The sequence below is a fragment of the Collinsella sp. HCP28S3_E9 genome (assembly GCF_052065455.1).
Lineage (GTDB): Bacteria > Actinomycetota > Coriobacteriia > Coriobacteriales > Coriobacteriaceae > Collinsella.
Map to the genome: position 1 here is coordinate 61,870 of NZ_JBQHTZ010000011.1, position 24,443 is coordinate 86,312.

Consider the following 24,443-nt stretch of genomic DNA (forward strand, 5'->3'; position numbering starts at 1 on the left):
CTACTCTCCTCGCAGGTAGGCTTTAACGTCTTCTTCGATGGGGTCGTACAGGTCGGGGGCAATGCCGAGGTACTTGCACGCCTCGTAGAGCACCGGCACCACGTTGGCGTGAATAGCGACGCAGTGGTGGATGTAGGGACCCTCGACGATTTTGGCCTCGAGGCGCTTGAGGTTGTCGACCTCGACCCATAGGTAGGTGCCCATGCCGGCCGGGCCGTCGATGCCGCGGGCGTTGCCCAGCAGCAGCGAGTACTCGCCGTTGTCGCCGTCAAAGCGGGCAAGGGTGAGGTCGCCATGCTTGGCCTCGGCCGTCAGCGCGCCGGGGTGATCGAAAGCCAGCGGATAGGTGAGCTTGGGCTTGACGGCCGCGCAGCTGCAGGGCCAGGGGCCGCAGTGCTGCAGCAGCTCGCCGTTCTCGTTATCGGGATGGCGCACGGTCCAGTCGGCGAACATGCCGCGGTGACGGCCCAGGTCGGCGGCCTCGACCATCAGCGCGGTGATGGCGCCGTGGATATCGGTCTCGCATACGATAGGAATGCCCATCTCGTTGAGGATGGCGTTGGCGGCGCAGGGCATAATGCCCAGCTCGTCCTGCAGAGCGTTCCAGCACTGAATGGCGCCGGCGTTGCAACCGTACTTCTCGACCAGGCGCTTCATGGCGATGGCAAGACCGGCGACCGCGGGAACCTTATCCTCGGGGATGCAGATCTCAAAGCTGTCGTTGATGTGGGCAAGCATGGTAGCCATGGCCTGCTCGTCGGCCTGGGCGTCGCGCACGGCCTGGACAAGCTCGGTCATGGGAATGGGCGAAAGCTGGATGTTGAACTTCTCGAGCAGCTCGCCCTCGTTGCACATGGTCGACCAGAAGTCGAACGGACGGGTGGCCATCTGCAGGATGCGGGTGTGCTTGAAGGTCTTGACCACGTTGCACACGGCCAAGAAGTCCCAAACGCCGCGCTCGAACTCGGGATCGGTCAGGCGGCAGTTGGTCATGTAGGTGAAGGGAACCTGGAAGCGGCGCAATACTTTGCCGGTGGCGAACAGGCCGCACTGGCTATCGCGCAGGCGGGTGCCGTCGGGCTCGGGGCGCTCGTCGCGCGGGCCCCACAGCAGCACGGGTAGGCCGAGCTCGCGGGCAAGGCGAGCGCAAACGTACTCGGTGCCAAAGTTGGCGTGGCACAGCATAATGCCATCGACGCCCTCGGCGCGGAACTTCTTGACGATAGGCTCAATGTGGCTGTCGTCGAACAGCAGGCCCTCGTCATTGATGTCGTCGATATCCACGATGTCGACGCCGATCTCACGCAGGCGATCAGCCGTCAGGCCGCGATACTTGATTGCGTCCGGCGCGCTAAAGATACTGCGGCGCGTGGGCACAAAACCGAGCTTGATCTTGTCCATGTACGTCCTCCCCTAATCACATGTTCAGTAAACAGACGCATGTTTCGTTTTGTTTTGTTTACTAAATTTTTACTCCAGTGTTTAGAAGTTTAACGCGAAATACCCGTGGGCGGTAGAGAAATCAGCCTAAACGGTATGTAAACAAACTGAACATACAAGGGCAACAAAAAGAGGGCCCCGAAGGACCCCTTTTGGTTGACGTTATTTTCTGCCTTAGCGAGCTTTGCCGCCCTGCGGCCCGGCGTTGCCTTTGCCTAGATCTCACGCACGCTCTGACGCTCGACAAAATAGGTCGATACGGCTGTCTTGCAGGTATAGCTCTTGGGATTGCGGATGTTGCCCACCAGGCGGCGCACCGCGATCTCGCCCACCTCGTGCTTGGGAACGTGCACCGTGGTGAGCGGCGGGTTGGAGAAGGCACCCAGAGATAGGTCGTCAAAGCCGATGATCGAGACATCCTCGGGCACGCGTATGCCGTGCTCGTTGAGCGCGCGCATGGCACCCACGGCGAGCACGTCGTTTTCGGCAAAGAAAGCCGTCGGCAGGTCGTCGCGCGAGACGCTGTCGAGCCATGCGCCCATGTCGCGATAAGCACCTTCGAGCGTGGTGCCCAGCGTAACGCGCCATGTCGGGTTGGCCTCAAGGTCTGCGTCCTCAAGCGCTTGGCGATAGCCGCGCTCGCGATCCTTAAAGTTGCGGATGCGAAGGTCGCCTGCCAGATAGCCGATCTGCCTGTGACCTTTCTCGATGAGGTGATCCACGGCGCGCAGCACCGAGTCGGTGTTGGCAATGACCACGGCATCGAAGTACTGACGATCGCTCCAGCCATCGAGCACGATCAGGTGGGCGGCAGCGTTGGCAAACAGGGCGTAGTCTTCCTCACCCAGCTCGGTACCCATCAGCACGATAGCGGCGGACGGATCGGCGATCAGGCCCTCGACCTGCGGACGCACGGCGTCCAAGTCGCTAAAGTCGAGCGAGACAAAGCTCGTGCTCATGCCGTGACGACGCGCCTGGCGCTCCACGCCCTCGATGACCGCGGGATGGAAGGTACTCTCGTCCAGAATGGCGCCCGTCTTGCGCGCGAGCACAAACTGAATGCTCTCGAGCTGCGTCGACTGCTGATAGCCAAGCGATTGCGCGCACTCCAGGATGACCTTGGCGGTCTCTTCACTCACGCTGCGCTTGCGGTTGAGCGCGTTGGACACGGTCGCAGGCGAAAAACCGGTGATGCGGCTGATCTCGCGAACACTTGCTTTGGCCATTGTTCCCCCTAGCAACGGCCGTGGCGGAGCATCGCAACTTGATGACTCGACAACTAAACGACCGCAAATTCAATCTAAACAGAATAGTAAATGTTTATGAGCTAGTTTAGCCTGTTGTCAAGCGAAGTGGCACGACTATTCCCCCAACGGGCACATTTACTCGGTAGCTAAAAAAGCCCCGTCCCAAATTGACTACATGGGGCGGGGCACGGAAATCATCTAGCCAAGAACACGGGCCATGCGCGTCTTGAACTCGGACAGGAAGCGCGGGGCATCCACGGTCAGCGCCACAAGCGCGCTCTTGTCCGGATCGGACAGGCGATGCTCGTCGCAAATGGTGCGGCCGCGATACTCGCCCAGCAGATCAACACGCAGATTGCAGCCGAGCGCACCCACGAGCGTGGGGTCGATCGCCACGGCGACGGCCAGCGGATCGTGCAGCGCACAACCACCCAGGTAGGGTGCGTTCATCTCGTACGAGCCAATGTAGTGCTCGACCATGCTTGCAAACGCACAGCCCGCCATGGTGCCCGAGCCCGTCCATCCGGCAATGTCGCGGCGCGTGAGCACCACGCGATGCGTCACGTCCAGGCCCACCATGGTGAGCTTGCGGCCCGAACGCAGCACGGCATCGGCCGCCTCGGGATCGCTTGCCATGTTGGCCTCGGCACCCGCGCTCACATTGCCGGGCACGGTCAGGGCGCCGCCCATCACCACCACGCGGCCAATAGACATCACCGCCGCCGCATCGCGCTCCAGGGCAAGCGCCAGGTTGGAGAGCGGGCCGGTCGCTACGTAGACCAGATCGGGACCATAGGTGCGCGCGGCATCGATCAGATAATCGACTGCAGCGTTGCCATCGGCCGACGTCGCCCCCACCGGCTCATAGGGCGACGCGGGCACGCTCGCGCCGCCGATGCCGTTCTTGCCGTGAATGAGCGCGGTGGACGCCGGCGGCGTATAGGGCTCAGTCGCCTGCAGAGGACGGTCGGCACCCAGGTACACCGGCACCTCGGGACGGCCCAACAAGTCGAGCACCGCCAGGCAGTTGCGCGCCGACTGGTCGACGCGCACGTTGCCAAAACACGTGGTAATGCCCACGAGCTCAACCTCGGGGCTCGCGATGGCATAGGCAAGCGCCATCGCATCGTCCACACCCATATCCAGATCAAGGATCAGCTTCTTGGTTGCCATTGTTCTACTCCGCTTCTCCGTCTTGTACTAAATCGTCTAAACCAAACACGCGCTCAACTTCGGCACGCGTGGGAATCGACTGCTGCGCGCCCAGGCGCGACACCGTCACTGCCGAGGCGCGAGCACCCGCGGCCATACACTCAAAGAGCGGCAGCCCCTCCAGACGAGCCGCGGCAAGCGCACCGATAAATGTATCGCCCGCGGCCGTCGTATCGACCACCGCGCTCGAAAGCGCCGGCATACGCAGCAGCTCGCCGTCGTCGCCGAGTGTAACCGATCCGGCGCCGCCCAGCGTGATGACCGCGGCGCCGGCACCCTTGGCGAGCAAGGCATTGAGCGCCGCGACGCAGCTCGCATCGTCCGCAGGCAAGATGCCCGTCAGTACCTGGCACTCAGTCTCGTTGGGACAAACCAAGTCGACTGCAGGCCAGACCTCCGCAGGCACTTCGCAGGCTGGCGCTGGATTAAAGACCGTATAGAACCCCAGCTCGTGAGCGCAGAAAAGCGCCTCGACAGTCGCCACAAGGTCACATTCTCCCTGGGCGATAAAGACGCTTCCGGCAGCCGGGGCAATCTCGCTGGCGTTGCCGTCGAGCTCATCGGCCACCAGGCGCCTCAGCGCGCGAGCAACGTCCTCGCCCGCAAGTGCATGGTTGGCGCCCGGCGACAGCACGATGCGGTTATCGCCCTCACAGCGAATGATGGTCGCCGTTCCCGTCTCCACGTCGTCGCGACACGCCACAAAGTCACAGTCCACGCCAGCATCTTGGAGCCCCGCCACGAGCGACGAGCCAAACGCGTCGCGGCCGACCGCGCCGATCATGCGCGTGCGCGCACCCATGCGCGCAGCTGCTACGGCCTGGTTGGCGCCTTTGCCGCCGGCGTTGGTGATAAACCCGCTGCCGCCGACGGTCTCGCCCGCACGCGGCATGCGCTCGCACGCCACCGAAAGGTCCATGTTCATGCTGCCGAACACCGCAAGGATGCCGCAATCTGCCATGGAAACCTCCTCGTCCGCGGGCTCTGCACCCGCTGTCGGCCGTCAATCGTGCACTCTCGCACCTCTATAACTTTAGTTCACTTTGATGTGGACGCGCGCTTGAGCTTACGCCAGCAGCAAGCATTCACAGGAGTAGGCGGCTACAATGAAAGCGTGCTGATTATTCTCGTCATTGGATGATGTTTTATGGAACAATTCCCGCGATCGAGCTCGCGCAGCTCACGCCATGCGAGCGATCAACAAGCGCCGCACGAACGTTCGCGCACTAACCGCCAAACCACCGAGCCGCGCCGCGCTGCAGGCTCCCATCGCTCGCCCGCCAACAAGGGCGCCCGCACCGACAGCGCCGCAAAAGAACAGGCGCCCACGCGTCCCAAATCTCGCTACATCCCCGCCCTCGACGGCCTTCGCACGCTCGCCGTTGTCGCGGTGGTGCTCTATCACCTCAACCTCACGTGGGCACAGGGCGGCCTGCTCGGCGTCACGATCTTCTTTGTGCTCTCGGGATACTTGATCACGCGCCTGCTCCTCAACGAAATCGCAAAGACCGGTCGTATCGATCTCAAGAGCTTCTGGATCCGCCGCATCCGTCGCCTGTTCCCCGCCGTGGTAACCGTCGTGGTGGTGACCTGCGCACTGTGCACTGTCTTTAACCATGTGATGCTCACCAAGATGCGCCCCGACATCCTGCCGTCGCTGCTGTTCTTTAATAACTGGTGGCAGATCATGCAGGACGTTTCGTACTTTAACGCCCTGGGCGACCCCTCGCCGCTCACGCACTTTTGGTCGCTTGCCATCGAGGAACAGTTCTATCTTATTTGGCCGCCGCTGCTGCTCGCCATGGTGTCGGTGCACATGAGCAAGCCCAACACGCGCCGCGTGGTCCTGGGCCTCGCCGCCGTCTCCGCCGTCGCCATGATGGTGCTCTACAACCCCGCCACCGACCCCAGCCGCGTGTACTACGGCACCGACACCCGCGTGTTCTCGTTGCTGCTGGGCGCCTGGATGGCCTTTATCCCCGACCGCGACCTGGCGCCTGCGCGCCTTGTCCGCCATCTGGGGCTCGACCGACTGGCCGGCGCCGCCAAGCACGGCAAGTCAAAGAGCGACACCGCCGAGGCCGCCACGACAAAGCCAAGTGAGCTCGCACGCTTTTGGTCCTCCCCCGCATCCATCGATTTGATGGGCGTCGTTGGCCTGGTCGGACTCGCCGCCATGGTCGCGCTCACCAACGGCTATACCGCGTTTCAGTATCGCGGAGGCACGCTGCTGTGCTCCATCCTCACACTGATGGTTATCGCGGCATGCGTGCAGCCCCAGGGCATGGTCGCACGGGCCTTGGCCGCCGAGCCGCTCGTATGGATCGGCAAGCGCTCCTACAGCATCTACCTGTGGCATTATCCGCTGCTGCTCCTCATGAACCCGGTCGCCAACATTAACGACACGCCCTGGTGGCACTACATTTTGCAGGTACTGCTGGTAGTTGCCGCCGCCGAGTGCTCCTATCGCTTTATCGAAACGCCGTTTAGGAAGGGCGCTTTTGGGCGCACCGTTTCCGAGCTCCGCGACGGCACCACCACGCCCGCCGGCTGGATGCGCGCACATGTCCCCACCTGCGCCGTTTGCGCCGTCGTGCTTGTTGTGGCGCTGGGCGGCCTGGTCTTTGTGCCCGACACATCCGCTCTGAGCGGCGAGGGCGCCGAAATCCTAAACAAGGAGGCCAAAAATGCAAAGCCTCAAGATCAGCAGGCGGCCGATGACACCGACAAAGACGACGACGGCTTCCCCGACGGAGCCTACGACCTGCTAATGATTGGCGACTCCGTGTCCCTGCGCGCCGTCGATGCCTTTGACGGCGTGTTCCCGCACAGCCACATCGATGCCGAAAAGGGCCGCCAGTTTGATGCGGGCCGCGCGACATTTGAGGGCTATATCCAGCAGAACCTTGCCGGCAAGATCGTGGTCTTTGCCCTGGGCACCAACGGTTTGGTAACGGACGCCCAGGTCGACGCGATCATGGCCGACGCCGGTGATCAGCGTATTGTCGTGTTTGTAAACACGCGTAGCCCGCAGCCGTGGGTCGGATCCACGAACCAGGCCATCGCCAACGCCGCTACGCGCTACAAGAATGTACGCGTTATCGACTGGTACGGGCACAGCGCCAACCGCAACGACCTGTTCGATGGCGATGGCACGCATCTTTCGACCGCCGGCGTGACCGAGTACCTTAAGCTCATCCACGATGCCGTCAAGAAGGACCTACCCGTGCACCCCGAGGACCACGTTAACGATCCGCAGCCGGCGGCTGTCAAATCCGCTGCCGAGGCACTCGTCAACGCCCTCGCCTACAAACCGCACAAGCTAGGCACCGACAAGTAACGCACAGCCAAATCTGCTTACAATCCGGCACTTGGGACCACTTCCGCGACTTACAAAGCCGCCTCTGGGCTGTTAATTCACCCCAGAGGCGGCTTTATAGCTGCACATCGGTATATAACTAGCACCCTATAGCAGACAAAAACAGGCCGCAGCCCATGGCGGCGGCCTGTTTAGAGTCCAAGAGAGGTGCTACGCGCTGTAGCCCATCGCTTGCAGAACAAACATGACGACCGTCAGCACCGTAATAACGCCGATAGTCGCCCAAGTGAGCACATTCCACACACGGCCGTTGCGGTTGGCGCCCATAATGTGTCGATCGGCGGCAATAACCACCTGGAACACCAGAACCACGGGCAGCAACACGCCGTTGATGACCTGCGAGGTCATCATAATCTGGAACAGGTCGACGCCGGGCATGAGCACCAGCACGGCAGAAATGCCAATGATTGCCGTAATGATGCCGCGATAGACCGGGGCCTCGTCCCAGCTGCGATCGGCACCGCGTTCCCAGCCAAACGCCTCGCAGATAGCGCTGGACGTAACGCCCGGCAGCACACAGGCGGCCAAGAAGCTCGCCGCGACCAGGCCCGAGGCAAACAGCACCGTGGACCACTGGCCCGCAATGGGCTCCAGCGCGCGGGCAGCGTCTGCAGCATCGCTAATCTGAATGCCCGCGGGGAACAATACCGTACCGGTCGTGATGATAATAAAACCGGCAATGACATCGGCGGCAATCGAGCCGCTCACGGTATCGATGCGCTGCAACACGATATCGTCCTCGCCCGCATTCTTATCGACCACGTTGTTCTGTGCCAGGAAAATCATCCAGGGTGCGATGGTGGTACCGATCGTCGCGACCACAAGCGACACGTAGCTGGGGTCATTTTGAATGTTGGGTACAACCAGATCGACCGCCACCTCGCCCCAACTGGGACCAGCCATAATTGCAGCGACAATGTAGGTCACAAACACGCAGCTCACCAGCAACAGAATCTTCTCGATGCGCTGGAAGCTACCCGACATGGTAAGCATCCAAACCATCAGCGCCACAAGCGGCACCGAGATGCTCGCCGGCACGCCAAAGAGGGCAAGGCCGCTCGCGATACCCGCAAACTCCGAAATGGTCACGGCTGTGTTGGCAATCAGCAGCGCCGCCATGGCCAGCACGCTCTTGCGCACGCCAAAGCGCTCGCGAATGAGCGAGGCCAGGCCCTTGCCCGTCACGCAGCCGCAACGTGCCGCGGTCTCCTGCGTCACGATGAGCAGCACGGTCATGACGGGAAGCATCCAGAGCATCTTGTAGCCATAGCTGGCACCGGCGCTGGAATACGTGGCGATGCCGCCGGCGTCATTGCCCGAAAGCGCCGCCAGAAGGCCAGGACCCATGGCACCAAAGATGGCCGCGATGGTCAGCTTTTGCTTGGTGCCCTGCTTTTGCTTGCTATTTTGCACGCGACCACCTAACCCATGACCGACATGGTGAGCAGCACCGCAGCGGCACAGTACGCCACGCACGAGATCATGACGGCAATGACGTTCATGGCGGTACCCGACGTATTGAGGTCGTGCTCGTCGCGCCAGAACAGCACCATCAGGTAAATCACAGCGCTCATGTTGCCAATCAGGCAGACGATGGCCGCGATGTTAAAGCAGCCGGTAAAGAGCTGCTCCTCAAGCATGGGCGCGTCGGGGAACGCCGTGGTGCGCACCAGCTGAGCGCACAGGTAGGTCACGAGCGACAGGATCAGGCCCATGCCCGTGCTCTGGAAGAAGAATCCCAGATACGGCTTGGGTTCATCGTCATGGCCGTCGTACTCCAGGAAGTAGTTCTTGACGAACGACACCATACGCGAGGCAGCCAGCAGCACGAGCGGCATGGCGCACATGGGGAACACCACCAGATGTGCGGAGCCCAGCGCCGTCCCCAGCACTGCCGCCATGATGCACGAGGCAATACCCCACACGACAACCCAGTACTGGCGATGCACAAACCAGCTGAGCACATTCGTCGAGTCGTCGGACGCGCTATCGCCCGAGCCGACGCCTGCGATCTGCAGGTCCTCCTGGTGCTCCTCGGCGATAACGTCCATGGCGTCGTCGAAGGTCACAATGCCCAAGATGTGGCGGTTCTCATCGCAGACGGGGATGGCGACCAGGTCGTATTTGGTCATCTCATCCGTTACGTCTTCCTGGTCCTCGTCGGGCGACACATAAACCAGGTCTCGGTAGGCCAGCTGGCCCAGCGTGGCGTCGCGGTCGGCCACGATCAACGTGCGCAGCGAGAGCACGCCGGTCAGCATACCGCTCGGATCCTCGGTATAGACGTAGTAGACGCTTTCGAAATCCTCGTCGAGCTTGCGGATCGCCTCGATGGCGTCACCGACCGTCGCCGTGGCAGGCAGGGAGACAAACTCCGAGGTCATAATGCGGCCGGCAGTGTTTTCCTCATAGCCCAGCAGGTTACGAATCGCCTTCTCCTCCTGAACGCCCATCAGGCGCAGGAGCTTCTCGGCCTTCTCGTAATCGAGCTCGTCGATCAGGTCGGCGGCGTCGTCCGGGTCCATCATGGCCAGCATCGACGACGCATCCGTGTCGGACAGGCCCTCGAGCATCTCGGTCATGAGCTCGTCGTCATCGAACTCCGAGATGGCCTCGGCGGCCTGGGCGGTGTCGAGCTGCGCGAACACCTGCGCGCGCAGGCGAGGATCGAGCTGCTCGATAATGTCGGCAATGTCGGCAGGATGCAGCTCGCCGAGCGTCTTATGCGACACCGACAGCTGGATGTTCTTAGTCGAGCGATCGAGCAGGTCCATGTAGGACCAGGCGATGATGTCCTCGCCGAGCGGTTTGCCCAGGTGCTTCATAAAGCCCTCGACGACATGTTCAAGAGCGGGGCTGATTGCACGCAGCAGACCGCGGGCACCGACTTCGGCACCCAGCAGGCGCAGCTGATTTTCGCCCGACATGGAAAACTTGATGTCGTTTACGCGCACAACCTTCATGCCCTGCGTGTCGACGATTTGTTTATTGAGCACGTCGCGCGCGAGCAAGAGTTCGGTCGGCTGCAGGTACGAAAAACGGATTTCGGTAGCCGACGTCTTAAGGTATACGCCCGTCTCGTCGATACGGTCGACCCATTTTCGCCAGCTGATCATAAACGGCGTCTTGCCGGGACCGCGGAACGCGAGCGACGTCACGTGCGGAAAAACTTCGCCGGTAGCAATGCCAAAATCGTTCACAACGCCGAGCTTTTCGCCATCGACGTCCAAGACCGGCAGCTTGAGCATCTCACTCAGATAATTCACTGGTGCTCCCCATCATTATTCCTTCGGACCGTGGCCATGCCGGCACGCCATCCGTGGACTTTTAGATATGTATACGCATGCGCGGGCGGCACACCGCTCGGCGCTCACACCCCGTGCATGCGCAAGAAGCACCTGCAAGGGGTCATCGACTGTATGGTCGAGGTTTGGATTTCACCTGCAACCTTTCTCTTGACCCTTGTTATCCGCAGTAACTATAGCATCAGCATCGCGCCGTGACGCCAAATTTATGCTCCAAACATCGCAGGCATACCAAACGCTGACGCATCCGTGACATAGTCGTTTAAAAACGTCCCCCGTGACTAGTCTGTGGTGTCGTTATCTTCGGCGAGCTGGGGAAACACGGCGTTCTTGGGCATGGAAGTCTTCGTTAGCGAGGTGAGTTTTTTGCTCAGCGACGTATCCGTCTTCACCAAATCGCTCAGCGTCACGATCTTGTAGCCCTTGGCGACAAGGCCATCGATGATCTGCGGCAGCGCTTCGAGCGTCTGTTCGGAGCACTCGTCGCTATCGGTGAACAAAACAATGTTGCCCGGAGTCACCGATTCGAGCACTGTCGAAACCTGTTCGTCGGCGCCGTTGAGCAGCCAGTCGCCCGAATCGACATTCCACGAGACCACGGCAGACACCAGGTCCATCGCATCGATCCAGTTTTGCTCGTCAAACGCGGCGTAGGGAGCACGCAGCAACATCGTCTCGAAGCCGGTCGCCGACTTAATCGCCTCGGTGCCCTTCGTGATCTGCTTGCGCACCGCCTCGCGATCCTTGCCCTTGAGCGAATCATCGCTGTAGCTGTTGGAGCCGATCTCGCATCCGGCATCGACAATCGCTTTGGCAGTAGCGGGCGAGGCTTCCGCAGCATCGCCCGAAAGGAAGAACGTCGCCGTGACGCCCTTTTCCTTGAGCACCTGCAAGACCTGCTTGGTCGCGCCGCTCGGACCCTCGTCAAATGTCAGGGCCACGTACTTTTCGTTGCCCTTGGGCGCTACGCTCGCGCACTCGACTACACAGTCGGTGGCGGGCACGACCTCGCCGCGGTCCTGCGTCTTGCCCGACTGCTCGCCGACCCATACCTCGGAGCGGCCCTGAACGCCCCAGGTTTTAACGTATTCGATAGCGCCCGTGCCCTCGACCTTCAACTTGGGCTCAATGGTCGTGACCTGGACCTCGTGCTTCTCGTACGTGTCGCGGCCGTCTTTGACCGTCACTTTCTCGCCGCCCGTTAGCTCGCGGCTATTCCACTTGCCCTGCTTCACCCGTTTGCCGTCCACCTTCACCGACAGCTTTTCGCCGCCACGGCGGGTAAGCACGCTATCGTCGACAGCCAACAAGTCGCCGGCATCGTAGGTGTCGGTCAGGCCTTGATCATCGATAAGGTTCTGCAACGTGGAGCCCACGCGCACCGAAGCCTGCTCCCCATTGAGCACAATGTCCACGCTGCGATTGACATAGCCCACGACGGCAGCGATAAACAGCACGAGCGCACAGCCGACAGCGATGAGCGCATAGGGCAGGCGGGACGGTCGGCGCGGTGAGCGCCCGTTGCCGATGCGCGCGCTGCGATCGCTAAACCCACGGCTATGGTTGAGGTACATCGCGCCGGGTTTACGGCGACGTCGACGCTGACCGCTGGGCAGCTGCCCCAGGTCGCGTCGCGCCGTCGGACGCGCACCCGAGCGCCCGTTTAAGTTAGATCCGTTTTGGCGCATGTGCCCTCCCCCATAAACACAGCGAGCCGGAGCAACATGTCTCCGGCTCGCCCCCCATCATTTGGTACGTCGCTATTTGCTAGCTTTTGACGAGCCCCCGCTCGCCTTTTGATATTCGTCCTTAAAGGCCTTGAACATACCGCGCGTCTTGCCGAGCTGCTTGCCCAGTGCGCGACTGCCCTTGTCCACGGCGGCCGATCCCTTGTCATCGAGCACCTTGGCGCCCTTCTTGACCTTATCACCCACCACGACACTGGCCTCGGCAGCCTTGGCGGCCGCGCCACCCGAATACCCGAGCGACTTGACCTCGTCCGAGACAATCATCGCGCCGTTCTCGTAGCCGAGCAGCATCGTCGGCGGCATCTGTGTGTCGCCCACCAGCACACTCGAGGCAGTGCCGGCGGTCACGTAGAACGTCTGCACGATACCCGAACGCGGCTTGAACTCAACGTCCGAGCAGTAGCCCACGACGTCGCCCGATTCCGTGCGCACGTCCATGCCAACCCAGATGATGCAATCGTCCAGGTTGATATCGAGGCGCTTGGCCGCGGCGGCATCGTAGGTGCCCTTGACATCGTCGACCGCGACAGCACCCTCATAGACGCCGATGGCATCGAGCGCCACAAATCGATCGGGGCGCTCGATCATGCCCGCGATATCGGACTGGCGAACCATAAAGCCCACCACGCGCGTACCGCCCGGGGTAAAGACCGGAAAGTGAATCTTGCCGAGCTTTTTGGGGCTGCGCGGCGTGCCGTCCTTTTTGGTGCGCTTGTCTTCGGCAGGCTTACGATAAACCTTGACGCCGACAAAATCCCCTGCGCGCATTATGCCTCGGTCGAGGGCTCCGTGGCCTCGGTGTCGGCCTCAGTGACGTTCTCGACCACGACGTCGGCAGCGGGCGTCACGTTGCCGCCCGAGATGGCGTCGTTGAGCTGCTCGCGAAGCTGGTCCATGCGCTCGCGGGCCAGGTCGACCTTGGCGCGCAGGTCATCGGTCTTGGCGTCGACCATCGGACCAAAGTCGTTGACCGCGGCACGAGCCTCCTCGGCACCGTGCTCGTAGGTGTCGCGCATGTTGTCCCAGGCATCGTTGGCGATATCGGCGGCCATGGCACGGGTCTCGGCACCCGAGCGCGGGGCCAGAGCAACGCCGATGATAGCGCCGGCGGCAGCGCCAAAGAGCGCACCGGAGACAAAGCTGAAAGTCTTTCCCATGATCATTCCTCTCCTGCGGGCACCTCAATGCCCACCGTTTGAATGCTGTCCATTATACCCGCAGCGCAACACTTGCCGTCGCGCTCATCTGCGTACGGTAAAAGCGCAGGTACATGATGGTGATAAGCGAGTGAGCCTACTCCTGCGGTATGGCAGGCATGGCCACCGTGGCGGCCGGGTCCTCGCCGGCGCCATCAACGAGCGGAAGCGCACCTTCCTGTGCGGGGCCTGCCGGAACCGTCGCCGCGCCACCGTAGACGGCAGCGGGGGCCTCGTGGCTCTCGGCGGTCGCGCCCTCGGTATCGATTGCCTCCTGCAGCTCATCGTCAAAGCTCGGGACACCCTGGGGCTCCGCGGGCTCGGACTCGACAGCTTCCTCAGCAGCTGCCTCGACGCCGGGTTCGGAATCGGCAGGAGCCTCGCCTTCGGCCCCGTCCTCGGCGTTTGCGGCGGCGATGGCCTCGTGCGGATCCTTGCCCTCGGCCTCGGCGCGCATACCCAGCACCAGGTTGCGCAGGCCCGCGACCGTGCCCTCCACGTCAGGGGCAGGCTGGTCGGCGTGCAGATAAGCCCAGTCCATCATAAAGGTCGCCGAAGACAGCGCGCCGATGGCCAGCGCGTCATCGGGGCATGAAAGCTCAACCTCAAAGACACGCTCATCGTGCTCGCTTACGCGGGTACGGCCGCACGAAATGCTGCCGGCGAGACCGGTCTCGTTCATGAGCTCCACTGTCACGTGCTCCAGCAGATGGCAAAGCTCGGTCTGGCCCATGCAGTCCTGGAATTCACGACCGGAATCGCCTAGGCACAGGTGCTTGGCAATCGCGGGCACCAGGTAGTACACGCGCGCCGTGGCCTCGATGTCCTCCGAGGTCATGAGCGGCATGCCGGGGTTCACCAGCACATGCGCGCAGATCTTGTCCTCGCTGACGGTGACCTTAAGGATGTTGAACAGGCCTGCCATAACTCTCCCCTACTCTTCCTTGCCCTACTCGTCGCCGTCGTGCGGGCCCGCAGAGCCCGCGCCCGGCGTCGCCGGCTTATCTGCCGAGGACTCGGAATCCTTCTTATCGGTTTCGGCCGGAGCGATCACGCGAATAAGCGAGATGCGCTGGCCACGCATCGACTGCACCTTGAACTTGTACCCTGCAACCTCAAACACCTCTCCGATGTCGGGCACCGAGTCGCAAAGTTCCAAAATCCAGCCGGCGATGGTCTCATAATCATCGCTTTCCTCGAGCGGCCAACCAAGCTCAATCGCATCATCGCACGAAAAACGCCCATCGACGAGCCACTCACGGCGCGAAAGACGCGTGAGGTACTTGTTGTCGGGGTCGAACTCGTCCTCGATCTCGCCCACGATCTCCTCGACGATGTCCTCGATGGTAATGATGCCAGCCGTGCCGCCGTACTCGTCCACGACCACCACGATCTGGTCGTGCGAAGTCTGCATCTCGGACAGCAGCGGCAGGATGTCCTTGGTGTCGGGCACAAAGGTGGCGTCGCGCAAATAACCGGCGATGGGCTGGTCGCCCTCGCCGTCGAGCGAGGGCTGAATCAGGTCCTTGATGTGCGCGATGCCCGCCACGTTGTCGGGATCTTCGTGATAGACGGGGATGCGGCTAAAGCCGGTCTGGCGCATAGTGGACAGCACGTCGGCGACCGTCTCGTCGTCCTCGCACATAGTGGTGTCCACGCGCGGCACCATGACCTCGCGGGCAACGGTATCGCCCAGGTCGAAGATCTCGTGGATCATACGCTTTTCCTCGTCGAGCAGGTCGTCCTGCTCCGAGACCATGTACTTAATCTCTTCCTCCGAGACGTTTTGGCGATCGTCGGCGCTCTTGATGCGCAGGATGCGGGCCAGACCATCGGAGCAAGCACCAGTCAGCCACACGAGCGGACGGGCGATCTTTTGGAAAAACGACAGCGGCCCCACGACCTGCTTGGACACGCCTTCGGCATTGGCCAGACCAATGCGCTTGGGCACAAGCTCGCCAATCACGATGGACACGAAGGCGACCGCAACGGTGATGATGACCGGCGCCAGTCCGCGCGCGATGGCAGAGAGCGGCGCGATGCCAAAGCTCATGAGCCACGTGGCGAGCGGGTCGGACAAGCTCGTCGAGGCGACCGCGGACGAGGCAAAGCCCACAAGCGTGATGGCGACCTGGATGGTGGCGAGCAGCTGGTCGGAGTCGGCAGCCAGCTTAACGGCGCGCTCGGCGCGTTTGTCGCCTTCCTCGGCCTCGTGCTCCAGCACGGCGCGCTTTGCCGTGGTGAGCGCCATCTCGGACATAGAGAAGTAGCCGTTGATGAGGGTCAAAACGAGGGTGGTGATAAGGGAGATGGTTATGTCCATCGGGAGTTTCTCGAACCTCCAAGATTCGGGACGTTAGGTAGTAAGCGTAGATAACGGATAGGGCAGTTGCGTCCGGCGGCCGCTTGGATGGGTCCACAGGCACAGACGTGATCGCTAGATTACGAAGAGGATCACCGCCATGAACTGGAAGATACTGCCGGCGAGCACCCACAAGTGAAACACACTGTGCAGGTAGCGCACGTTTTTAGCGATGTAGAACGGCACGCCCACGGTGTAGCACACGCCGCCGACAGCGAGCAGGGCAAGTGCCACGGGGTTGAGCAGCGACACGAGCTCGGGCAGCTTAAAGACGACGAGCCAGCCCATCAGCAGGTAGACCAGGCCGCTTACCCAGTGCGGTTGACGCTCGCGCATAAAGCACTCGAGGGCGATGCCGATAATGGCGATGGCCCATACGGCAAAGAACAGCATAGGGCCGCCGTCGTTTGCGAGCGTGATGAGGCAAAACGGCGTATAGCTGCCGGCTATGAGCAGGTAGATGCAGCTGTGGTCGATGATGCGAAACACGCGCTTGGCGCGTGCGGGCTGAATCGCGTGGTAGAGCGTAGAGGCTAGGTATTCGAGGATAATGCTGACGCCATAGACAATCGCCGCGGCCATGTGAGCCGGGCCTCCGCCGCGAAGAGCGGCAAATACGATCAGGAGCACCAAGCCCGCGATACCCAGCAGGCAACCGACACCATGGGTGACGGAGTTCATGATCTCCTCGCCCACCGTGTAGTGTGGAACGGCCGCGGCCTTGGGTCGCGGCTTGGAACTGTCGCTCGAATCGGACATGCCGGTTACATCCTCCAAGTAAATAGTTCTCAACACTATATCAAAGCGTCTGGGTACGTGCGAAATTTGCACCATACGTGACCCCTTGTTTACCCATTCTTTTCTTGTTGACGCATCAACGGCAAACAATCATGGTTGGTTACAGCGCTGGAGGACCGTTTTGGCTCCCGCCTTCGGAAGTATGCGGCAAAATCTGGAACTGCCGACCAGACCGCAGTTTTACCAACAATTTATCAGGGGTTTTGTTGCCAAAAAATGTCGTGTGCTCGGCGGTCTCGAAATTTGCCGCATACTTCCGGAAAGCCGCCCGCGAGCGCTGTACTCACGGGCGGCTTTTGCTCGAATTACGCCACAAAGGCGCTTATATTGTCCAATAGCTAGGCGCTATTTGACCTCGATAAGCTCATACTTGCTCGTGCCCAGGCCGATCTTCTCGGCGTGCGCGATGCACGCGCGCCAGTCGGTGTCGGGATGCGTGATGCAGAAGGGGTCACGCGCCTGCTCGCCCTCCAGATGCTCGTGGTTATGCTCCATCTTGGCCGCGCTATCGGTGAGCTCGGTGTTGGGCAGCGGCTCGGACGCCATGACGGCATCGGCACAGGCCTGGTCGATGGCGACCGGATCGAAGCTCGCGAACATGCCGATATCGTTGACGATAGGCGTATCGTTTTCGGGATGGCAATCACAGTTGGGGCTGATATCCATGGCAAGCGAGATGTGGAAGCTCGGGCGGCCGTCGACGACGGCCTTGGTGTACTCGGCGATCTTGCAGTTGAGCACGTCGGCCGCGGCGTCATAGACGGGCTTGATGGCGTCCTGGTTGCACACGCCGATGCAGCGTCCGCAGCCCACGCAGCGATCGTGGTCGATGGCGGCCACGTGCACCGTGCGAGTAGCGCCGCTGGCAAGCTCGCGCTCGCGGGTGTCGTCGAACGAGATAGCGTTGTGCGCGCAGATCTTTTCGCAGGCGCGGCAGCCAATGCAGTGCTCGGTCGCGACGTTCGGCTTGCCGGCGGCATGCTGCTCCATCTTGCCCGCACGGCTACCGCCTCCCATGCCCAGGTTCTTCATGGCGCCGCCAAAACCGGCCTGCTCATGGCCCTTAAAGTGGGTGAGGCTAATCACGATATCGGCATCCATGAGCGCCTGGCCGATCTTGGCCTCGCGCACGTACTCGCCGCCCTCGACCGGGACGAGCGCCTCGTCGGTACCCTTGAGGCCGTCGGCGATGATGATCTGGCAACCCGTGGCATACGGGGTAAAGCCATTCTGGTAGGCGGTATCGATGTGCTCGAGCGCGTTTTTGCGGCTACCGACATAGAGCGTGTTGCAGTCGGTGAGGAAAGGCTTGCCGCCCAGCTCCTTCACGACATCCGCGACGGCGCGGGCGTAGTTGGGGCGCAAAAAGCTCAGGTTGCCCAGCTCGCCAAAGTGAATCTTGATAGCGACGAACTTGTTCTCAAAGTCGATCTGCTCAATACCGGCGCGGCGGATGAGGCGCTTGAGTTTGTCGAGCTGGCTCTCGCGAGCATGCGTACGCAAGTTGGTGAAGTACACCTTAGCGGGTGCTGCGGGTGAAGTTGCGGTCATATATATCCCCTCGGTCTATATGGCGTTACAGACATAGAGGATGGTACCCGTTAAAGCGGGGTCAAAGTCAAGTACGGCGCCTAGTCATTGGGGACGTTCTTAAATGAGTGACTACTCATTGGGGACAGACTTAAATGACTGAAACCACTCATTGGGGACGGACTTAAATGAGTGCCTCGCCACCTGGCGGCTAGGGACGTTCCTTTCCTGCCGGCAGCTGGGGACAGCCCTTGCCAACCCTGCCGGCGAGCCGGCGAATCGGCAAAGACTGTCCCCGATGACTAGTCGTTTAAGTCTGTCCCCAATGACCACTCTTGGTCATTTAAGTCTGTCCCCAATGAGCACCCAATGACTAGGTGGCTAGGCGTGGGATTTGGCGTGAGTGAGGGCTAGGCCTACGGCGGCGATGGCCACGGCAAAGAGTGCCGTGACGCCGAGGTCGCAGACGATGTCGCCCAGCACGGTGGACGTCAGGTCCGACGAGAGCGCCTTGCCGATCGCGTCGTTCACCCAATATGTCGGCACAAAGTGCGCTACGGTCTGTACGGACGGGCCCATCAGCGACAGCGGCATCCAGGCGCCGCCCAAAAACGTCATGAGCATGCCAAGCAGGTTGCCCACACCGTTGAGCAGCTCCTCGCGCGCGCCCAGGCTCGACAACGCAAAGCCAACGGCCAGCGGCGTGCACGCCAGGGCAAACGTCGCCGCTAGCGCCAGACACACGCGGTCCACGCCGACCTCGGCGACCGCGCCGGCAAAGCCCACGACACCCATCATGCTCGACACAAACCAGATGCAGACGGTGATCACGGCAGCGGCCGCAAACACGGCAAGGGAGCGCTGGCGCTCGGAGATTGGGCCGGCCTCCATGCGGCGCACGCGCTCGGGTTCGTTCATGCCCGAGAACACCAGCCCCACCGATACGATGACCGACGAGATAATCGCGTACGCGCCAAAGTTGAAGTACGACTCAAGCGTGGCGGCGGCTGTCGAGTCGACCTTGACCTGCTCAATCTCGACCTCCGCGCGCTTGACGGCGGCATGCTCGGCGGCCTTGGCGACGTCACCGTCGGAGGCAGTAGGATCAAGTGCGGCCGCAGCGCCCGCGAGCGAGATCCAGCGCGAGGCCTCGGCAGACGAAAGCGCCGCCGCCATGGTGCCGGCACCGTAGGTCACATCGAGCTTGGGCAGGGGCTCCCCCGCTCGGGCGGCTGCAACGAGGTCGTCCTCAAACCCCTCCGGGATAAAGAACACGCAGTCGGCGCTGCCCTTGGCACTGTTGCTCTTGGAGAGCGCGTCCGCAAGGTCGTAGGTGTCCTCGCCGATACCCGTGACCAGATCAAAGCGCGAGCCCAGGTGCTTGGTAAGCGCACGCGAAAGGTCGCTGTCGTCGCGGTCGACCACGATCACGTTGGTGTCGTAGGGCTCGTACTCGGTGAGCTGCGACGAGTTCCAGCTCACCGAGGCCGCGATGAATACGCCCATGAGCGAGATGAACACCGTATAGATGAGCAGGTAGAACGGGTGCGCCAGCGCCATGCGAAGCGCAGTCTTAAAGGTGCTCATAGCGGCTCCTTCCAAAGATCAGCGTGGCGACGGCAACGAACAGCAACGCCATAAGGACCAGCGCGCCAGCGCGAACGGCAAAGGGACCCAGGTCCTCAAAGAAATACAAGCGGTTGAACATGTCGCAGATTAGCTTGACGGGATTGAGCCAACTCTCGGCCGGGCAGGCGCGGGCGACGTCGTCGGCAAGCGCCATCGCCGGCTCGCCGTAGAGGCCGGCGAACAGGGCGCACGTGGTGGCAAAGCCCGTGAGGATGCCCGACTTGGACGCCTTGCCGCCCTTAACGGGAAGCGTGCCCACAAAAAGGCCCAGACCCGTGGCGGCAAGCGCGGACACGGCGCCGCCCACCAGGCAGAGCCCCTCGCGCCCGCCAAAGTCGACCCCCACGACCAGGCGCACGTAGCCGATCGCAATCGTCATCGAGGCAAAGGAAACCAACCACGAGCCCACAAAGATGCCGGCCAGCGACGCCGTCTTGGAAAGGCCACCCACGCAGCGACGCGCGCCAAGGCCAGACAGATTGGGCTGCAGGTCGACGACGCTCAAGGCGGCAAACTCGGCAGACATCATCGCAACCAGGCCAAAGAGCGCGTAGTAGTAGATGACCGTGCCATCGGGCGTGGCACGCGTCAGGCTCACACGGCGGATTCCGCCCTCGAGCGACAGGGCGCGCGCAACCGCCTCTGGGTCGGCGAGCGCCGCCGGGTTGTCCTGGGCAATCTGGCGCATGAGCTCGGCATTTTGCGTATACGAGCTTGCCACCGTCTCCAGGATGCTGCGGTCGGTGAGCACCGACGTCGCACGCGAGCTGTCATAGCTCGAAAGCAACGTGAGTTTGGGCGTGCCCGCGGCATCGACCGTATAGATGCCCGCGACCTCGCCGGCCTTAAGAGCACGGTTCGCATCGACTGCATCGTCGCACTCGTGGACCTCGAGCAGTTGGTTGTCGCCTTCCTTGGCAAGCGACGTCGCCACGTCCTTAAAGGTCGAGGCGCCCCAGGCCTCATCCGCCACGACGGCCACCGGCACCGGGTCGACCGTGCCGTCGGAGCTCAGATTCGCAAACATAAACATGAACATCGTGGAAAGCGCGACGGGAAAGATCGCGCCCCAAACCCACGTGCTCGGCCGGCGCAACAGCGTCTTGACCGTAATGATAATGGTGTTGAACATGGCCGCCCCCTAGTCGCGCAGCTTGCGGCCGGTGATCTCGAGGAACACGTCGTTGAGGGTCGGCGGCTCGCTCCACACGCGGCCGAGCGCCACATCGGCAGTGCGCAGCGTGTCGAGGATGTCAACCAGGTTGTGCGGGCTCGCTTCGCAGGTGCAGACGAGCTCGCCGCCGGAAAGCTCAACCGAAAGCACGTGCTCGAGGGCGCGCAGCCGCTCGACCGTGGCGAGCTCGACGGCGCTGACCTCGACGGTCACGCGCTCGCCCATCTGAATCATGCGCTTGAGCTCGTCGTTGGTGCCCTGCGCCAGCACGCGCCCGCCGTCCATGATCATGATGCGGCTGCAGATCTGCTCGACTTCCTCCATGTAATGGCTGGTATACACCACCGTGGCGCCTTCGTCGCGCAGGCGGCAGATGCCCTCCAGGATGGCATTGCGGCTCTGCGGGTCGACGGCCACCGTGGGTTCGTCGAAGAAGATGAGCTCGGGCTTGTGCGCGATGCCGCAAGCGATGTTGAGGCGACGCGCCAGGCCGCCCGAGAGCTTGCCGGGGCGAAACTTGGCAAAGTCGCCCAGCCCGACGAAGTCAATCGCCTCATCGACCAGCTCGCGACGGCGCTTGCGGTCGTTGACGTAGAGGCTGCAGAAATAGTCGATGTTCTCGCGCACCGTGAGCTCGTCGAACACCGCCACCTGCTGCGGCACCACGCCGATGCGGCGCTTGAGGTCGTAGCGGGCGGGCGTCATGGGCTCGCCGAACAACTCGATGGTGCCTTTGTCGTAGGCGAGCAGCTGCAGAATGCAGTTGATGGACGTGGTCTTGCCCGAGCCGTTGGGACCCAGCAGGCCAAAGATCTCGCCGGGGGCTATGCTCAGGTTAAAGTGGTCGAGCGCGATAAGATCGTCGTAGCGCTTGACGAGGTTTTCGACGTGGACGATGTCTGTCATGAGGTGGCCCTTCTGTTGATTTCGGCCCGGTACGATTGCATCATCGCAGGTGCGGGCGGCGCGCACCAGTGAGCTTTGTCACGAGTGCGACGGGGGCGGGCGGGAGGAATGTCACGGTTGCGGCACCTAAGCAATCGTCGCGCGCACCATCGCGTACAATACCCGTATGAACAGGCTATTCGACAAATCGATCATGCTGGCGTGCTGCATTGCGGCCGCCATGGGTCTTGCTGTGGACGCTCGCTTGGTCACGGCGTTTTGTCTTGGCGTCGTAGTCGCCTCGCTTACGGAAATTGCGCAAGGCGAACGTGCCCGCCGCGCCGGTGAGGCCGCGAGCTACGCTTACATTATGGTGGCCGTCTTTGTGCCGTCGTTTGTGCCGTTTGCGCCCCTCGCCCTCTATGACATCGCGCGACGCGTGCGCCGTGAACACGTTTGGGTCGCGCTGGGCGCCGGCGCCATCTTTGTCTGCGCACTCGTCGCATATGCCCACGCCGGCGCGCTTCCCACCCGTGCGCTGCTGTTGACCGCCATCCTTTCAGTCGCCGCCACCTTGCTGTCTCTGCGCACCGCTCAGCTGGAGCGCGAGCAGGAGCGCATGCGTCGCACCCGCGACGAGCTGCAGGAGCGAGCCCTCGCGCTCGAGGCGCGCAACCGCGACCTTGCCGACCGCCAGGACTACGAGGTCGAGCTCGCAACGCTCGCCGAGCGCGCCCGCATCGCACGCGAGATCCACGATAACGTGGGGCACCAGCTCACGCGCGCCTCGCTGCAAACCGAGGCCCTACGCGTGGTCCACGCCAACGAGCCCGGCGTCGCCGCCGACTTCGCTGACGTCAAGCGCACCGTGGACGAAGCGCTTCAGCTCGTGCGCTCGAGCGTCCACGCGCTCAACGACAACGCGGCGAATCTCTCCGTACAGCTCGAGCGCATCGTGGAGGGCGCGCGCTCAGATGGCGGGCCGCAGATTGAACTTGAGGTTTTGGCCGAGCATGCGCCCGCAAATGTCGCCAACTGCTTTGCGGCGGTCCTGCGCGAGGCGCTTTCCAACGCCATACGCCATGCTTGCGCCCATGCTGTCACCGTACGATGCATGGAGCATCCGTCGTTTTACCAGCTCATCGTTACCGACGATGGCGCAGGCGGGGCTCAAGCAAGCGGCCGCAACGTCACAGGAGGCATGGGGCTCGGCTCCATGCGCGAGCGCGTCGAGGCGCTTGGCGGCACCTTCACCGCCGGCCCGCGCGCCGGCGCCGGCGGCTGGCGTGTGTTTGCCACCGTTCCCAAACAGCAAGGAGATGAGGGCCGATGAGGCTCATCGTTGTCGACGACGACCGCTTGGTGGTCGATTCGCTCAAGATAATCCTGGGCGCCCAGCCGCAGATCGAGGTGGTGGGTACCGGCGCCGACGGCAACGACGCAGTGGCTCTTTATGCCGAACACGCACCCGATATCGCGCTGCTCGACATTCAGATGCCGGGGCGCGACGGGCTTTCGGCGGCCCGCGAGATCCTTGAGCGCGACCCTGCGGCGCGCGTGGTGTTTCTGACGACATTCTCGGATGACGAGTACATTGTGTCGGCGCTCAAACTGGGTGTCCGCGGCTACCTGATCAAAACCGATGTCGCTGCCATTCCGCCGGCGTTGGCCCAGGTCATGGACGGCAAACGCGTGCTCGAGGGTAAGGCGATCGAGGATATCAACTTTGATGGGGCGGGCGTCGAGGTGGGCACGACCCGCCGGCCCGCGGCCTTCGTCAGCCTGACCGACCGCGAGTTCGAGGTCGCCGAGCTCATTGCCCGCGGCCTCGATAACAAGGAGATTGCCGCCACCGCCTATATGGGCGAAGGCACCGTGCGAAACCACATCAGCTCAATCCTGGCCAAAATGGGCCTGCGCAACCGCACCCAAATCGCCATCGCCTACCTGCGAGGGTAGTTGCCCGAAGACCGACCGCCCCGATATAACAAAATGTCTGCTACCGGTTTAATGCCATTTCAAAACTATGCCGGTTTACGGGGCCAAACTCAGGACCCCCATCCATACCCGCGTTTTCTGTAAAATGACGGCTCGTCTACCTGCGGTTTTATTTTCACGAATATCAGCATGGTTGGGGACTCGTGACTCAGCCCCGTAAACCGGCCTAGTTTTGTCCGAGCGGCCACGTCAAGTGTCTCCGCAAGCCGCTTCAAGCCAAAAATGATCCGTTTTCCTCCGTCCCCAAGGGATCAGCCGGAACCGCTCCACGAAATCGGCCCATCTACTACGTTTAACTCGATACCCCTGACCATACCTTCGTTTTGAGCAAAACCGCAGGCGTTCTACCTGCGGTTTTTTTCGCGTTTTTTGACATGGTTGGGGGTAAGGGACTAAACGTAGTAGATGGGCCGGTTTCGTGGCGAGCCCTCCTCGCCTACGCACAAAAGCGGCGCCCCGGAGGTGGGTGTTTGCTACCTGGGGGGTGGGGGGGGGGGGGGGGGGGGTTGTTCAGGCTCCCCCCCCGCCCCCCCGCGGCGG

At 62.1% G+C, this 24,443-nt stretch carries 19 protein-coding genes; 3 read left to right on the forward strand and 16 right to left on the reverse strand.

All coding sequences use genetic code 11. The features are described from left to right. The 4 genes from ACTNA2_RS06675 to ACTNA2_RS06690 all read right to left on the reverse strand — a co-directional run bounded on the left by ACTNA2_RS06675 (nt 1) and on the right by ACTNA2_RS06690 (nt 4,860). The gene (locus tag ACTNA2_RS06675; RefSeq protein WP_427747626.1) at nt 1–1,401 is read right to left on the reverse strand and encodes an L-fucose/L-arabinose isomerase family protein; all 1,401 of its coding nucleotides are present in this window, start codon (nt 1,399–1,401) and stop codon (nt 1–3) included. A gap of 254 nt (nt 1,402–1,655) precedes the next feature. Then, on the reverse strand, nt 1,656–2,666 hold the full coding sequence (locus tag ACTNA2_RS06680) for a LacI family DNA-binding transcriptional regulator (RefSeq protein WP_427793677.1): 1,011 nt from the start codon (nt 2,664–2,666) through the stop codon (nt 1,656–1,658). A gap of 219 nt (nt 2,667–2,885) precedes the next feature. Then, complete coding sequence (locus ACTNA2_RS06685; RefSeq protein ID WP_441048962.1) at nt 2,886–3,860, reverse strand: nucleoside hydrolase; 975 nt, start codon at nt 3,858–3,860, stop codon at nt 2,886–2,888. 4 nt (nt 3,861–3,864) lie between these two features. After that, complete coding sequence (locus tag ACTNA2_RS06690; protein WP_441048963.1) at nt 3,865–4,860, reverse strand: ribokinase; 996 nt, start codon at nt 4,858–4,860, stop codon at nt 3,865–3,867. Between the two features lie 186 nt (nt 4,861–5,046). Between ACTNA2_RS06690 and ACTNA2_RS06695 the strand changes: the two genes are divergently transcribed. Next, nucleotides 5,047–7,239 (forward strand): acyltransferase family protein, encoded by a 2,193-nt coding sequence (locus tag ACTNA2_RS06695; protein ID WP_441048964.1) that lies wholly within the window; start codon nt 5,047–5,049, stop codon nt 7,237–7,239. A gap of 189 nt (nt 7,240–7,428) precedes the next feature. Here ACTNA2_RS06695 and ACTNA2_RS06700 read toward each other — a convergent pair whose 3' ends face one another. From ACTNA2_RS06700 to ACTNA2_RS06755, 12 genes are all read right to left on the reverse strand, one after another. Next, nucleotides 7,429–8,625 (reverse strand): Nramp family divalent metal transporter, encoded by a 1,197-nt coding sequence (locus ACTNA2_RS06700; protein ID WP_427747655.1) that lies wholly within the window; start codon nt 8,623–8,625, stop codon nt 7,429–7,431. Between the two features lie 74 nt (nt 8,626–8,699). Beyond that, nucleotides 8,700–10,544 carry a magnesium transporter gene (locus ACTNA2_RS06705; protein ID WP_427718082.1) on the reverse strand — a complete coding sequence of 615 codons (1,845 nt, stop codon included), beginning with the start codon at nt 10,542–10,544 and terminating at the stop codon, nt 8,700–8,702. A gap of 320 nt (nt 10,545–10,864) precedes the next feature. Beyond that, nucleotides 10,865–12,271 (reverse strand): polysaccharide deacetylase family protein, encoded by a 1,407-nt coding sequence (locus ACTNA2_RS06710; protein ID WP_441048965.1) that lies wholly within the window; start codon nt 12,269–12,271, stop codon nt 10,865–10,867. 72 nt (nt 12,272–12,343) lie between these two features. Then, nucleotides 12,344–13,099 (reverse strand): PRC-barrel domain containing protein, encoded by a 756-nt coding sequence (locus ACTNA2_RS06715; RefSeq protein ID WP_441048966.1) that lies wholly within the window; start codon nt 13,097–13,099, stop codon nt 12,344–12,346. Then, complete coding sequence (locus tag ACTNA2_RS06720) at nt 13,099–13,488, reverse strand: YtxH domain-containing protein (protein WP_154516595.1); 390 nt, start codon at nt 13,486–13,488, stop codon at nt 13,099–13,101. The genes ACTNA2_RS06715 and ACTNA2_RS06720 overlap by 1 nt, the downstream gene beginning before the upstream one ends. A gap of 136 nt (nt 13,489–13,624) precedes the next feature. Beyond that, on the reverse strand, nt 13,625–14,452 hold the full coding sequence (locus ACTNA2_RS06725) for a cyanophycin synthetase family protein (RefSeq protein WP_427718075.1): 828 nt from the start codon (nt 14,450–14,452) through the stop codon (nt 13,625–13,627). 24 nt (nt 14,453–14,476) lie between these two features. Then, nucleotides 14,477–15,850 (reverse strand): hemolysin family protein, encoded by a 1,374-nt coding sequence (locus tag ACTNA2_RS06730; protein ID WP_154516597.1) that lies wholly within the window; start codon nt 15,848–15,850, stop codon nt 14,477–14,479. Between the two features lie 114 nt (nt 15,851–15,964). Continuing rightward, entirely contained in the window at nt 15,965–16,648 is a 684-nt protein-coding gene (gene trhA / locus ACTNA2_RS06735) for a PAQR family membrane homeostasis protein TrhA (protein WP_441015314.1), read from the reverse strand. A 384-nt stretch (nt 16,649–17,032) separates the two neighbouring features. Then, on the reverse strand, nt 17,033–18,238 hold the full coding sequence (locus tag ACTNA2_RS06740) for a DUF362 domain-containing protein (RefSeq protein ID WP_427727237.1): 1,206 nt from the start codon (nt 18,236–18,238) through the stop codon (nt 17,033–17,035). A gap of 360 nt (nt 18,239–18,598) precedes the next feature. After that, a complete protein-coding gene (locus tag ACTNA2_RS06745) occupies nt 18,599–19,804 on the reverse strand; it encodes an ABC transporter permease (RefSeq protein ID WP_441048967.1) in 1,206 nt (401 codons plus the stop codon). After that, nucleotides 19,791–20,978: an ABC transporter permease gene (locus tag ACTNA2_RS06750; RefSeq protein ID WP_441048968.1), complete on the reverse strand. Its 1,188-nt coding sequence runs from the start codon at nt 20,976–20,978 to the stop codon at nt 19,791–19,793. Before ACTNA2_RS06750 ends, ACTNA2_RS06745 begins: the two co-directional genes overlap by 14 nt. Before the next feature lie 9 nt (nt 20,979–20,987). Further along, a complete protein-coding gene (locus ACTNA2_RS06755; RefSeq protein WP_441048969.1) occupies nt 20,988–21,926 on the reverse strand; it encodes an ATP-binding cassette domain-containing protein in 939 nt (312 codons plus the stop codon). Nucleotides 21,927–22,092: 166 nt separating this feature from the next. Between ACTNA2_RS06755 and ACTNA2_RS06760 the strand changes: the two genes are divergently transcribed. Both ACTNA2_RS06760 and ACTNA2_RS06765 read left to right on the forward strand, forming a co-directional pair. Further along, nucleotides 22,093–23,238 carry a sensor histidine kinase gene (locus ACTNA2_RS06760; protein WP_441048970.1) on the forward strand — a complete coding sequence of 382 codons (1,146 nt, stop codon included), beginning with the start codon at nt 22,093–22,095 and terminating at the stop codon, nt 23,236–23,238. Next, a complete protein-coding gene (locus ACTNA2_RS06765; protein WP_441048971.1) occupies nt 23,235–23,864 on the forward strand; it encodes a response regulator in 630 nt (209 codons plus the stop codon). Before ACTNA2_RS06760 ends, ACTNA2_RS06765 begins: the two co-directional genes overlap by 4 nt. The last annotated feature ends 579 nt before the right edge of the window (nt 23,865–24,443 follow it).